Raw genomic sequence first — 13,164 nt, 5'->3', positions numbered from 1 at the left:
CAACCCGCACATCGGCTACACGGCCGCCACCGACATCGCCAAGGAAGCCCTCGCCAGCGGCCGGGGCGTGGCCGAACTCGTCCTGGAAAAGGGCCTGCTGCCCGCCGAGACCCTCGCCGGCCTGCTGCGCCCCGAGGTCCTCGCCGGCAGCGGCCCGACCCTGGCCTGAGGTACGCGCGGGCACGTTTGACCGTCACAAGGGTTGCCGTACCAGCCACACGAGGTATAAGTTTCAGGCTGAAACTGAAACAAAAGCATCCACAGCTGAAGCGATCGCGGTGAGATGCCACGAAGGAGGGGATTCGCTGATGACTTCCACGCCAAGTCGCGCGTTGGCCAACTACCCCAACAGGTTCGACCCCGCGGCGCTCGGCGGTCTGCCCGAGCGGTTGCGGTCCACCGTCAAACGGCGAAACAGCGTGCTCGGCCCGGGCTACGCGCTGAACTACCGGGAGCCGGTCGAGTTCGTCTCCGGCCGAGGCGCTCACCTGTTCGACCGAGAGGGCGGCGACTACCTCGACGCCTACAACAATGTGCCGTGTGTCGGTCACGCACACCCGCACGTCGTGGAGGCCGTGTCCCGCCAGATGGCGGCGGTCAACACCAACACGCGGTATGTGCAGGAGGCGCTCGTCGACTACGCCGAGCGCCTCCTCTCGACCATGCCCGAAGCGCTCTCCAGGGTCAGCTTCGCGTGCAGCGGGTCGGAGGCGAACGACCTGGCCATGCGTGTGGCTCGCTTCCACACGGGTGGCGAGGGAATCATCGTGACGCGCTGGGCCTACCACGGTCTCACCCGCGAGGTCGCGAGCTTCTCGCCGACGCTCGGCGCTGGGTCGCCGCTCGGGCCGAATGTGCGGCTCGTCGATGCCCCTGATCCGCGACTCGTCCCGCCGGGTTCCTCGCTTCCCGACCACATGCGCAGCCAGGTGCGCGGCGCGATCGACGACCTCGAACGCCACGGCTACCGGCTCGCGGCGCTGATCACCGACTGCGCGCACTCCAGCGACGGCCTGTTCACCGACCCTGCCGGTTACCTGCGTGACATGGTCGAGGAGGTGCATGCCGCGGGCGGCGTGTACATCGCCGACGAGGTCCAGTCCGGATTCGCCCGGCTCGGAGAGTCGATGTGGGGGTTCAGCCGCCATGGGGTGCTTCCGGACATCGTCACCATGGGCAAGCCCATGGGCAACGGCATGCCGATCTCCGGCGTGGTGTTCAGACCCGAGGTGTGCGAGGAGTTCGGACGGAACGTCCGCTACTTCAACACCTTCGCCGGCAGTTCGATCGCGGTTGCCGCCGGTGCCGCGGTGCTGGACGTCTTCGAAGCGGAGAACGTGCAGCAGCGGGTTCTCCACCACGGCAGGGCCCTTCGAGCAGGCCTCGAGGAGATCACCCGCGAGTCTCCCCACGTCGCGGAGGTCCGCGGCAGCGGTCTGTACGTGGGCGTCGAGATCGTGAAGGACCGGGAGTCACTGGAGCCCGATCGTGTCCGCGCCGACGACGTCATCAACGACATGCGCCAACGCCGCGTCCTCATCAGCGGCACCGGCGAAGCAGTCAATGTGCTCAAGATCCGACCGCCGTTGGCCTTCGACTCGGCCGACGTCACGCGATTCCTCGAAACCTTCGCGGAGATCGCCCGGACGCGCCTGTAGCAGGCTGGAAGCCGAAGGGACCGAACGGTGAACACCTCGCCCCCCGCACGTATCGCCCGGCAGTTGTTCGAGGAGAGCGGCCTGGCTTCGTCCCACGAGCCCATCGCGATGAGCGACGTGGAGGCCCTCCTCGCCCGGCACTACCGGCTGAGCGGCCGCCTCGAGCGGCTGGCGACCGAGAAGGACGACACCTTCCGGCTGCGGACCGCATCAGCCGACCATCTCGTCAAGGTCTCCCCGCCCGACGAGGCGGTAGCGGTCGTGGCACTGCAAACGGCTGTGATGCGTCACCTCGAAGCCGAAGCTCCCCATCTCCCCGTCCAGCGAGTCAAGGAGACCACTGAAGGCAGCGACAACGTCACGATCGAGAGGAACGAGGGCGGGGTTCGGGTCCTGCGCGTCTTCGACTTCGTCGAAGGTGCCGTTCTGGCGAAGACCAACCCCACTCACCACCAGCTCGCCCAGGCCGGACAGATGCTGGGGCGAGTGGATCTGGCCCTGCGGTCGTTCAGGCATCCGGCGGACGAGCGGCGCCTCGTGTGGGACCTCCGGTACTTCGACCGGCTGCGGGAGCTGATCGAGTACACGCCCGGTGCCACGCACCGCCGGCTGGCTCACGAGGTGTTCCGCCTCTTCCACGGGACCGTCGTTCCGAGACTGGGTGCCCTCGAGACCCAAGTGATTCACGGTGACTACAGTCCCTACAACGTCCTGGTGGACCCGCGGGCAGACAGCTTCGTCACCGGAGTGATCGACTTCGGTGACAGCATGCGCAGCGCTTTGATCTTCGACCCGGCTGTGTCCCTCGCGAACCTCCTCGGCCGGACACCGCGGGATCCCTGGCGCGAGGCATGCAGCTTCGTCGCGGGTTACGAGCGGGCCAGGCCGATCAAGGACACGGAACTCCCGCTCCTGCCCGTCGCCGCCCTGGCGCGCCTCACACTGCGCGCACTGGTCACCCACTGGCGCGCGGAGCGGGTGCCGGAGCGCCGCGACTACCTGCTCGAACACGCCAGAGACGACTGGGTCAACGTGGCACGGGCCATGGATGTCACCATGCAGGAGATCGTGGACCGCTTGCTGAGCACCCGCCATGGCGCGCCTTGACTCCCCCCGGGTGGCGACACTCGCCGGTCCGGGCCGCGTACGGTCTCGCTAAGGTCATGAGGTGAGCAGCATCAACCCCACACCACGCGACTACAACAAGGCACGAGTCCTCGACGTGGTTCTCTCCCATGCGCCGATGACCCGGAACAAGCTCATCGAGCTCACGGGGTTGAGCAAGGCGACGGTGTCGCGGGCCGTCGAAGACCTGCGCTCCGACGGGTTCGTCGTGGACGGGGGAGTCGACGCCGTCGGCGGGCGTGGCCGTCCGTCGACGTACCTCGACGTGCCCGAGACGGCCGGACACGTCGTGGGGGTCGGCTTCGGCGCCCTGACCACCGGCGTCCTGGTGACCGACCTGCGCGGCCGCGAGATCGGACACGTGGCCGTCCCGACGGTCGAGCACCACGACGTCCCCGCGGCGGGCCGGTGGCTGGCCGACCTGATAGCGCGGACCGGTGCCTCCGCACGAGGGCCCCTGCGCCAGGTCGTCGTGGCACTGCCCGCCCACGTCCGTGACGGTGCCGAGGTGTTCCGGCCCGCCGATCCGATGAAAGCGTTCTCCGGCAGAGATCTCCACCGGAGAGTTGAAGAGTTCCTCGACGCTCCGGTGACCTTCGACAGTGACGCGAACGCGTCCTTGCTCCAGGTGCTCGCGGACGACGCGAACGTCCATAACGCCGCCCTGTTCAGCGTCAGCAGCACCCTGAACTTCGCCACCTGCGGGGACCGGGAACTGGCTCGGGGACGTACACCTGCCTTCGGCGACATCGGTTCCCTCTCCTCGGGCATCGACGACCGCACCCTCAACGAACTGCTGAGCACCACAGGGCTTGTGAAGCTCGCCCGTGAACACGGTCTGGACATCGAGCGTGTCGAGGACCTGTGGCTCACGTTCCGGAATCATCGAGCCCGTGCGGAGATGCTCAGGGCGTTCACGACAGCGGTCACGACCGCCCTGAGTATCGTCTCCGTGACACTCGACCCCGAATCCGTCTACTTCGTCGGCCGGTTGCGCCCCCTGGTGGACGAGGTGCTCCCTCAGGTACGCGAGCGACTCGAACGCAGCCTGCCGGCCGTGCCCCGGATCACGACCGTCTCCCAGGAGCTGGGACTCTCGGTGGCACGCGGCGCCGTGCACGCCTGCCTGACCACGACCCACAATCGCCTGCAACACGCGCTGCTCAGGGCACGCGCACAGGGCCGGAGGAAGGAACAGACCGCGCCCGCGTTCTGATCCGGTCTGCGCGGAACCGGGTGGGCTACCTGGTCCTGAACCGGTTCGGACGCACGAAGCCCAGGCCGTCGACGGTCTCCTTGCCGAGCGCCTCGTGTGCGGCGATCCAGCCGTAGCCGGTCGCCATCTTGAAGCCCTTTCCGGAGAATCCGGTGGCGCAGTAGACCCTGCTGTTCTCGTCCAGCCACCCGAGGAGCGGATGCCGGTCCTCGGTGAAAAGGTCGGGGAAGGCGTCGGAGCGCACGATGGTGGGGACCAGGCCGGGGAGGAAGTCGGTGACGATCTCGGTGACCTTCTCGATCTCCTGCGGGGTGAGTTCCCTGGGCACGGAGCCCGGGTCGGGAGTCTCCCGTCCGCGTCCGTCCAGCGGTCCGTCCACCGACGCCTTGACCGTCACACCGTCGACGGCGGGTGCGCCGTACAGGGAGCGATCGCCGTACAGCCGGCTGAAGACGGGGAAGTTCTCCGGCGAGAACTGCCTGCCGTCCTGGGCGACGAACCAGGTCAGGACGATCCGATGGGTTTCCGTGACGGCCTTGAGGTGGTCGGGCATGAGCCGTCGGGACCAGCCGCCCGAGGCGACGATGACCCTCTCGAACGTCCAGGTGCTGTCGCCCGAGGTGACCACCACGCCGTGGTCGGTTTCGGTGATGCCGTCCACGGGTGTGTTCTGGAGAACGGTTGCGCCGTTGGCCCGGGCCGCCGCGACGGCGGCGCTGACGGCGCGGTCGGTGCGCAGAACGCCGGCGCGCGGGTCGAAGACGGCGCAGTCGTCGGGGCGGAGGTTGTGCTGGGGGTAGCGTTCCGCCAGCTCCTCCCGGCCGAGGACGCGATGCTCGGCCCCGTTGCTGCGCGTCGTCTCGAGGAGGCTGTTGATGAAGCTGCCGTTCGCCGTCCCGATGGACAGGCCCCCGGTACGGGTGAGGATGTCCTGCCCGGTTTCCGCTTCGAGCTCGGCCCACAGGCCGCGGGAGCGTTCCATGATGGGGTAGTAGTCGGGCCTGCCGAGGTAGACCATGCGGAAGAGCCGGGTGTCCCCGCCCGCGGCACTTCGGCCGTGGGCGGGGGTGGCGGCCTCGAAGCCCACGACCGAGTCGGACAGCCGGGAGGCCTGCCACAGGGCCATGCTTCCGATGCTGCCCAGGCCGATGACTGCGAGTTCTGCGTCCATGAGAGCAGTTCCTTTTCTCTACTCGTGAAGTCCCGCGAGTCTGCTGCCGAATCTCGCCAGCAGGGAGGTCTTGCCGGAACCCCTGCGCTCCTCCCACCGGTCGGCGATGCCGAAGAGCCGGTACATGGCGTGCACGCCCAGCCAGCGGATGGGTTCCGGTTCCCACTTGCGTGCCCGGTAGCCGACCCAGGGAAGGACGGTCCGTTCGGTCTCCCTCTCGAAGGCGAGCTCCACGAGAGTCCTGCCGCCGACGTAGGCCGACGTGACACCGTGTCCCGCGTAGCCGGTGGACGACCCGATCCCGGACGCCGGGTCCCAGTGCACGCCGCCGTTCCAGTCCCGCGTGACACCCAGGACTCCCGACCAGGCGTGCTCCACCTCGAAGGGGATGCCCGGGAAGAAGGAACTGAGCTTGTGCGAGAGCAGGTCGATGGTGGACCCGGCGGTCGCACCGGCGCCCCCGGTACCGGACCCGAAGCGGTAGGGGACACCGCGGCCGCCGATGGCGATGCGGCCGTCCGACGTCCGCTGGGCGTAGATGAACGTGTGCGCGGAGTCGTTGAGGCACTGGGGCCCGCCCCAGCCGATCTGCTGCCATGCCTCCTCGGACAGAGGCCTGGTCACGATCATCGAGGAGTTGACGGGAATCAGGGTCCGGCTGCCGAGCAGCTGTCCCGAATAGCCTTCGGTACAGATGAACGTCCTGGCCGCGGAGACACGTCCGTCGGCCAGGCTCAGGGTCTTGCCCTCGACGCTGTCCACTCGACTGCTCTCGTAGATGCTGACCCCCATGGAGGTCAGGGTGTCGGCGAGGCCGTAGACGAGTTTCGCGGGGTGGAGCCGCGCGCAGTGCTTGTAGAAGAGTCCGCCGTGGACGGTGGAGATGTTGATCCGGCTCCGGAACTCGTCCCGGTCGAGCAGCTGGATCTCGTCTTCGGCCAGCCCGTACTTCAGGTCGGTTTCACGCCTGTTGACAAGCCGGCCCCATCCCGCCCGAGTGTGGGCGGCGACCAGCGCGCCGCCCTTGTGCTGGTCGGCGTCGATGTCTTCGGCCTGGAGGATGTCCAGGACGGAGTCGACGCCGGCGATGAACTCCTGTTGCAGTGCCCGGCTCGCTTCCAGCCCTCCGCCGACGCGGGCGAAGGTGGCGCGGTTTCCCGGGGGCATCGCCGAGAGCCAGCCACCGTTGCGTCCTGATGCGCCGTAGCCCACCTGTTCGGCCTCGAAGACGGCGACCGAGAGCGACGGTTCGAGCTTCTTGGCGAAGTACGCCGCCCACAGGCCGGTGTAGCCGCCGCCGACAATGGCCACGTCCACACGGTCCTGGCCCGTGAAGCGGGGGAACGACGGTTTCCTGTCGACGAGTTGGGTCACCCAGAAGCCGAGGTCTCCGTTTCGGGGTGGCGCCGCGGGGGCGTTCATGTGTGTCCTTCTTCTGTGTCTGGGAACAGTGCGGGCCGGTGAGGGAGGGCGGTGCAGCCGCCGTCGACGGGGAGGCTGCACCGGTGGGGTACGAGGACTCGGACGACTCCTTCGCGGTCTCCGGCTCCACGTTCCGTCCGACGACGTCCTGCCGGCTTCTCCGTGAAAGCGTCAGGGGCGAGGGAGGCCGAAGAGGACGGGAAGGTCGGCGATGTCGGTGATCCGCTCGTAGCCGAGCCAGTGCTCGTCGTGCTCCCAGCCGCGGTCGACGTACACCTTGTTCTCGATGCCCATGATGGCCGCGGAGCGATGGTCGTACATCGGGCTCGCGGAGACGTGCACGAGTTCGTCGGGTGTCACGCCGAGCTTGTCGAGCATGTACTCGAACGCGCGCAGCCGTGGCTTGTAGACGCCCATCTCCTCGGCGCTGATGACGACTTCGAACGGGGCCTTGAGGTTCTCCGCGAGGCGGACGGCGTGCGCGGTGTCGCTGTTGGTGATGATGACCAGCGGGACCGCCTCGGCCAGGCGGTTCAGCGCCTCGGTGACACCGGGGTACGGGCCCCAGGTCGGGATGCGCTCGTACACGGCCCGCGCCTCGTCCGCGCGGTACTCGAGACCGACCTTGCGCGAGGCACGTTCCATGGAACGCGCGACGACCTGGTGGAACGGCTGGTACGCGCCCGTGCACTCGTCGATCCGGTACGCCTTGCAGATCCGCAGGTATTCCTCGGCGACCTCGGCCGGCAGCCGGTCTCCCAGGACCTCACGCATGGTGTCGTTGATGCGGAAGTTGATCAGCGTTCCGTTCATGTCGAACGTCACGAACTTGGGCGTGGCGTCGAATCCCATGGGTCCTCCTGGTGCTCAAGCGGAGCAGTCTGACTATGGTCGATTGTCGACCATCTGCGTGCGGTCGATTGTCGACCAAATGGATTCCGGGTGTCAATAGCGCAGACGTGAGCCGGTACCGGGCGCGGGCCGTGGCTTCACAGAGCCCCCTGCCGGGCAGCCCAGTTGAGAGGTGGCTACGACCGCCAGAGGTATAGTCGACAAACGACCAAGTGGTCGACATGCGCCGAGGGAGGGCCCGGGGTGGACCACAAGTTCGAATGGCAGGAGCAGCGGATGACGACGCCGGACGGCGTCTACCGCACGCTGCGTGCAGCCATCCTTGACGGGACCGTGCCTCCCGGTGGCCAACTGCGCGAGGCGCACATCGCCGCGGACCTCGGCATCAGCAGGTCACCGCTGCGCGAGGCGCTGACCAAGCTGGAGGAGGAAGGCCTCGTCGTCAAGATTCCCTACCGCGGGGCGTTCGTCGTAGAGGTGAGTGCTCGCGAGGTCGCCGAGATCGACTCCGTCCGGCTGCGCGTCGAGCCGTACGCCGCCGAGCTCTCGGCCGAAGCGCTGCGCGGTTCAGAGCGGCACCGGCTGCTGCAAACCGTCGAGGACCTCCGCCGTGCGATGGAGAAGGACGACATCCCGGCCAGCATCGACGCGCACCTCCGGTTTCATGGGCTCTTCTACGATCTTTCGGGGCACGGCGTCCTGCAGAGCCTCTGGGGCGGCTGGGAGACCAAGCTGCGCCTCCACCTCAGTGTCGATCACCGCACCTACAGCGACAACCCGCAGCAATTGGTCGTCGAGCACGAGCGTTTGGCCGCGGTTGCCCTGGAGGGCGACACCGACGCGTTCCGTGAGGAGTTGGCCGCCCACTTCCCCATGGGGCTGGGAGCCCAGACGGGGGAACCCGGGGAGCGCACGCCCCGGTGAGCGTGAGGCGGTGAGGGGTGCCCTCTGCCGCCGTCGGCCGCTGCCCTGACGACGCCTCACGTCTCTCGGCCGACATCAGAACCGTCTGCGCAACCTTTGACCGGTGCGGTCCCTGAAGCATGCCCGCGATCGAGTCTCAGTCTTGACAATGTCTAAACTTAGCCATAGTTTTCAAGCCCCTTGAGTAGGTGTGCGTGGCCTAGGTGGGTTTGTTCGTTCTGGCCGGCCGCCACACCTGGCCCCCGGCTGAGATCGGAGTTGAACATGAGGTGCTACGACTGCCTCCAGGAGGCGCGCGGCGACACCACCGGAATCGGTGTCTGCTCACGTTGCGGCCTGGCCGCCTGTGAGAACCACGCCCGCGTACGTCAGGCTCAGGTCACCCGCCAGATCGGTATGGGCGCCGCGTACGGCCGCGTCCCGGCACGCAGGGTGGTGTGCCACACCTGCGATATGGCCGAGACGGCTCACTGACCCCCATGGTGCGCTTGTCGCACCGCACCGTCGGTGCCCGAACGCGCGCTGCCCGTCCGAGCACCTCTTCTCGACCCGCCCGGACGCCGTCTCGGATCGTTGACACGGCGTCCGGGCCTCAGCTTGTAGCCATGGCCGGCGGGTCATGAAGTTGAAGTTCGTATTGACAGTGCTCGACAGGCAGCCATATGGTCGACAAACGACAATACGGTGGCGTTTTTAAGCCATCAAAAGGTGTTATGTCGCTGCTGCACTCGTGAGGAGAGCCGAGTGCAGATGATCAAGATCCATTCGAAACGGGTTCTCGTGGCCGCTGGTGCGGGCACGTGCCTGTTCCTTCCGAGGAGGTGGCTCGATGAGCCAGTCCATGGCTTCGGCAGCGAACACCGGCTCGGCTTCCGATCGGCTCCAGGCCCTGGGCCTGACCCTCCCCGAGCTGCGTGACAATCCGTACTACGTGCATCACCGGGCCCTGGGAGCCGGCATCCACATCTCGGGGCAACTGCCCTACCAGGACGGATGGTTGCTGAGGCAGGGCGTTGTCGGCCGGGACGTGGAGCTGGAGGAGGCCCGGGAGCTCGCGCGCCATGCCGCGCTCAACGCGCTTGCAGCCGCTGTGCAGGCGGTGGGAGATCTGGACCGGGTCCGGATCGTGCAGATGCTGGTCTTCGTGGCCAGTACGCCGGACTTCGGCGAGCAGTCCAACGTCGCCAGCGCGGCCAGTGAACTGCTCATCGAGGTGCTGGGCGAGAACGGACGGCACGCCCGCACCGCGATCGGTGTCGCCGGCCTGCCGCTCAACAGTCCGGTCGAGATCCAGATGGTCTGCACCGCTGTGTAGGGCGGCCCCGGCGGCGGTGCGCGCAAGTGTGCGCGTCCCTCGTGTGCCGAGGGCGTTCGGCATCCAGGGGGAGTCAGCCCCCCAGCCCCTCGGTCATCAGACAGAACCACAAGGAGAACAGCGTGAGCAGGCTGCAACGAGCACTCGACGCTCTTGTCGAGCGGATCGACACCCCCGCGCCGATCGTGCTGGTCGACGTCATGCAGGGCAACATCGAGCGTGTTCAAGGCTTCGCCGACCAGCACAACCTCAAGGTCAGGCCGCACGTCAAGACGCACAAATGTGTGGAGATCGGGCGGCGCCAGATCGATGCCGGCGCGGTCGGGATCACCGCGGGAAACGTCGGTGAGGCCGAGGTCTTCGCCGCGGCCGGGTTCGACGACATCTTCCTCGCCTACCCGATCTGGGCCGCGGGAACGAAGCGAGCCCGGATCCGGCGGCTCGCCGAGTCCGCACGGCTGCGAGTCGGTGTCGACAACGTCGCGGCGATCGAGGCCCTCGCCGACGCGATGGGAGACGAACCGGAGCGGCTGCAGGTCGTGATCGAGGTCGACTGTGGTGCCCGTCGTTCCGGGGCGCCGCCCGAGGCTGCGGGCGATCTCGCGCTCGCCGCCCGCAAGCGCGGTCTGGTGCCGGTGGGCGTCTTCACCTATCCAGGTCATGGCGGCGCCGGCCCGGACGTTCGCCGACGAGCCGCGCAGGACCAGGAGACCGCCCTCACCACTGCGGTACGCAGCCTCTTTGACGTCGGGGTCACCGCTGAGGTGGTCAGCGCCGGCTCCACTCCCACCCTCGAGTTCTCCACCAGCAGCGTGATCACCGAGATCCGTCCCGGCGAGTACGTCTTCGGCGATCTGAACAATGCCCGGCTGGGCTCCTGCACGGAGGACCAGATCGCGCTGTTCGTTGCCGGCACCGTGGTCAGCGACTGGGTCCCCGACCAGGTCATCATCGATGTGGGCAACAAGGCCCTCAGCAAGGAAGGAAGCCCCGAGATCGGCTACGGCGGCATCGCCGGCACGAAGGCGGTCCTGTCCAAGGTCAACGAGTACCACGGGTTCCTCCCGCTGCCGGACGGTGACTTCCGCCCGAGCGTCGGCACCGTCGTACCGGTGGTGCCCAACCACGTGTGTCCCGTCGTCCTCGGTTTCGAGGAACTGATCGTCACCGACAGTACCGGCACCTCGCTGCAACGCTGGCCGGTCGACGCCCGCGGATTCCTCAACTGAACCCACGTACCTCCCCCGTACAGGAGTGCCTTACATGAGACTCGACAACGTCACGGCCCTGGTGACCGGTGCCGGCAGTGGCATCGGAGAGGCAGTGAGTTCCCACTTCCGGCGCGAGGGCGCGCGACTGCTGCTCACCGGGCGCAGGGAGCGACTCGACAGCGCTGAGCCCGACGACCTGTATGTTCCCGGAGACCTCAATGACGAGGCGTTCGTCGAGCAACTGGCCAAGCAGGCCGCCGAGTCCTTCGGCACCGTTGACGTCGTCGTCCTCAACCACGGCCTGCAGGCGACCAGTCCACTCACCGAGATGGCCTACGACGACGCGAAGAACGTACTGGAGAGTAACCTGCTCAGCGCGTTCCTGGTGATGAAGCACTTCGCGCCGCTGATGCCCGAGGCAGGGGGATCGTTCGTCTGCGTCAGTTCACGGCTGGGCATGGTCGGCATGTCCGGGCAGGTCTTGTATTCCGCCGCCAAGGGGGGTCTCATCATGCTCGCCAAGGGCGCGGCGATCGAATGGGCTCCGCGCAACATCCGTGTCAACGTCGTCGCTCCGGGCCTGACCGCCACCCCGGTCATCGCAGCGGCGTTCCAGCGCAGGCCCGACCCCGAGGGCTACCGCCGCGAGCGCGAGAGCACGATCCCGCTCCAACGCCTCGCCACCCCTGAAGAGGTCGCCGACGCGGTGCTCTTCTTCGCGTCGTCGGAGTCGTCGTACGTGACCGGATCGGTCCTGACTGTCGACGGCGGATACACCGCTTCCTGACCATCTCTGAGGGCGTCAGCACCTCAGCCATGGGCTGAACGACCTGCCTTCCGTCACGCCTTCCGCCTCGGCCGGCGCTGTTTGCCGCGTGACGAACGAGCGTCTTACTTCGGCGCTGATCGAAACCGCCGCCACCCTTCTGGTCACCACCTGCGATGGTTCAGGCTCCCCCCCCACTCACCCGGTCTTCCAGCCGGCATCGCCCGACACAAGGTCACCGGGAACTCCGATCCACGGCGGACACGCGCCCAAGGCGGAAGCGACCCGCAACGCAAGCGGGCCATGCCTCCGTCCGCGTCGGTCGCCCCGTCCCCCCGCATCTGCGAGGTAAAGCCCCCGCACAGCTGGTCCCATGCATCCTGTTCAAGGAGTATTGCCATGAGTGATCCCCAGATCGGCCGTAGAGCGCTCCTGCGCGGAGCAGGCGGCCTCGCCGCCCTCGCCGCTCTTCCCTCCCTCTCCGGCTGCGGTACCGGTACGAGCCGGTCCGTCGCCGGCAGTGGCGGTAAGGGCGGTAAGACGGTGGTCGTCCGTGACAGCGGCGGTTCGTACGGTGCTGCGCTGCAGAAGGCGATCTATACGCCGTTCACGCAGGAGACCGGTATCCAGGTGAAGGTGCTGAACCTGGACGATGCCCCGCTGCTGGCGCAGATCAAGCAGGGCCGGCCGCAGTGCGACGTGCGACCTGATCAACAACTCGATGATGTCGCACAACAAGTACGTCCAGCAGGACGCTCTGGAGAAGCTGGACCTCGACCGGGTCAAGAGCGTGAAGAGGGCGAAGATCCCCGAGGCTCAGATCACCGACCATGCCATCGGCGCGGCCTTCTACGGCCAGTGCATCGGGTACCGCACGGATGCGTTCGGGGGGCGGAAGCCGGAGTCGTGGGCGGACTTCTGGGACACCAAGGTGTTCAAGGGAGGCCGTTCGATGGTCAGTCCGGACGGTGATCTGCCGGAGCTGGAGTTCGCCCTGCTCGCCGACGGCGTCCCGATGGACAAGCTGTACCCGCTGGATGTGGACCGTGCCTTCAAGGTGCTGACCCGGCTGCGGGGTGACATCAAGAAGTACTGGGACAGCGGCCCGCTGCCTGGTGTGCTGCTCAGCCGCCAGGAGGTCACGATGTCCACCGTGTGGGACGGCCGGCTGGCTGATCTGCAGAAGCAGGGTGTGCCGGTGGAGCGGCAGCTCAACGGCATGCGGCGTCAGTTCTCGGGCTATGCCATCGCCAAGGGTGCGGCCAACATAGACGCCGCTTACAAGTTGATGGACTTCTCTCTGCGTGCGGAGAGCCAGGCCGCCCTGGTCAAGTTCTTCCCGTCGAACCCGTCCTCGCCGGTGGCCTACGCCAAGCTCACGGACGAGGAGCGCAATGCGTCCGCGGGTGCTCCGAAGTACTACGACAAGGGTTTCGACGCGGATGTCGAGTGGTGGCTGAAGAACGAGTCGGCTGTCACCAAGCGCTGGTTGGAGTGGGCTCGT

12 protein-coding genes and 1 pseudogene are annotated in these 13,164 nt (G+C 67.4%); 10 read left to right on the top strand and 3 right to left on the bottom strand.

The features are described 5' to 3' along the window. The 4 genes and pseudogenes from aspA to ADK65_RS31730 form a co-directional block, all read left to right on the top strand. Nucleotides 1-169 (top strand): annotated as a pseudogene (gene aspA / locus ADK65_RS37665) (aspartate ammonia-lyase); the annotation flags it as partial. A 139-nt stretch (nt 170-308) separates the two neighbouring features. Further along, nucleotides 309-1,658 carry an aspartate aminotransferase family protein gene (locus tag ADK65_RS31740; protein ID WP_063788074.1) on the top strand — a complete coding sequence of 450 codons (1,350 nt, stop codon included), beginning with the start codon at nt 309-311 and terminating at the stop codon, nt 1,656-1,658. A 27-nt stretch (nt 1,659-1,685) separates the two neighbouring features. Beyond that, nucleotides 1,686-2,765, top strand: a complete 1,080-nt coding sequence (locus ADK65_RS31735; RefSeq protein WP_053674456.1) for a phosphotransferase — start codon at nt 1,686-1,688, stop codon at nt 2,763-2,765. Nucleotides 2,766-2,826: 61 nt separating this feature from the next. After that, nucleotides 2,827-3,999, top strand: coding sequence for an ROK family transcriptional regulator (locus ADK65_RS31730; protein WP_053674455.1), 1,173 nt, complete (start codon nt 2,827-2,829; stop codon nt 3,997-3,999). Nucleotides 4,000-4,024: 25 nt separating this feature from the next. On the opposite strand, the gene solA is transcribed toward ADK65_RS31730, so the two are convergent. The 3 genes from solA to ADK65_RS31715 form a co-directional block, all read right to left on the bottom strand. Beyond that, nucleotides 4,025-5,170: an N-methyl-L-tryptophan oxidase gene (gene solA, locus ADK65_RS31725; RefSeq protein ID WP_053674454.1), complete on the bottom strand. Its 1,146-nt coding sequence runs from the start codon at nt 5,168-5,170 to the stop codon at nt 4,025-4,027. 18 nt (nt 5,171-5,188) lie between these two features. Continuing rightward, nucleotides 5,189-6,592, bottom strand: coding sequence for an NAD(P)/FAD-dependent oxidoreductase (locus tag ADK65_RS31720; protein WP_053674453.1), 1,404 nt, complete (start codon nt 6,590-6,592; stop codon nt 5,189-5,191). A gap of 171 nt (nt 6,593-6,763) precedes the next feature. Further along, the gene (locus ADK65_RS31715; protein WP_053674452.1) at nt 6,764-7,444 is read right to left on the bottom strand and encodes a haloacid dehalogenase type II; all 681 of its coding nucleotides are present in this window, start codon (nt 7,442-7,444) and stop codon (nt 6,764-6,766) included. Between the two features lie 243 nt (nt 7,445-7,687). Between ADK65_RS31715 and ADK65_RS31710 the strand changes: the two genes are divergently transcribed. The 6 genes from ADK65_RS31710 to ADK65_RS31685 form a co-directional block, all read left to right on the top strand. After that, complete coding sequence (locus ADK65_RS31710) at nt 7,688-8,368, top strand: GntR family transcriptional regulator (RefSeq protein ID WP_053674451.1); 681 nt, start codon at nt 7,688-7,690, stop codon at nt 8,366-8,368. Nucleotides 8,369-8,632: 264 nt separating this feature from the next. Then, nucleotides 8,633-8,842 (top strand): DUF2180 family protein, encoded by a 210-nt coding sequence (locus ADK65_RS40030; RefSeq protein WP_053674450.1) that lies wholly within the window; start codon nt 8,633-8,635, stop codon nt 8,840-8,842. A 355-nt stretch (nt 8,843-9,197) separates the two neighbouring features. Then, the gene (locus ADK65_RS31700) at nt 9,198-9,683 is read left to right on the top strand and encodes a RidA family protein (protein WP_078956248.1); all 486 of its coding nucleotides are present in this window, start codon (nt 9,198-9,200) and stop codon (nt 9,681-9,683) included. Nucleotides 9,684-9,805: 122 nt separating this feature from the next. Continuing rightward, nucleotides 9,806-10,912 carry an alanine racemase gene (locus ADK65_RS31695; RefSeq protein ID WP_053674449.1) on the top strand — a complete coding sequence of 369 codons (1,107 nt, stop codon included), beginning with the start codon at nt 9,806-9,808 and terminating at the stop codon, nt 10,910-10,912. 34 nt (nt 10,913-10,946) lie between these two features. Further along, nucleotides 10,947-11,681 carry an SDR family NAD(P)-dependent oxidoreductase gene (locus ADK65_RS31690; RefSeq protein WP_053674448.1) on the top strand — a complete coding sequence of 245 codons (735 nt, stop codon included), beginning with the start codon at nt 10,947-10,949 and terminating at the stop codon, nt 11,679-11,681. Between the two features lie 631 nt (nt 11,682-12,312). Then, the coding region (locus tag ADK65_RS31685; protein WP_234353021.1) for an extracellular solute-binding protein at nt 12,313-13,164 on the top strand (852 nt) is incomplete at its 3' end.

The sequence above is a fragment of the Streptomyces sp. NRRL B-1140 genome, assembly GCF_001280065.1.
GTDB lineage: Bacteria > Actinomycetota > Actinomycetes > Streptomycetales > Streptomycetaceae > Streptomyces.
Note: the sequence above shows the minus strand (reverse complement) of the source record. Positions and strands in the feature narration are given on the sequence as shown.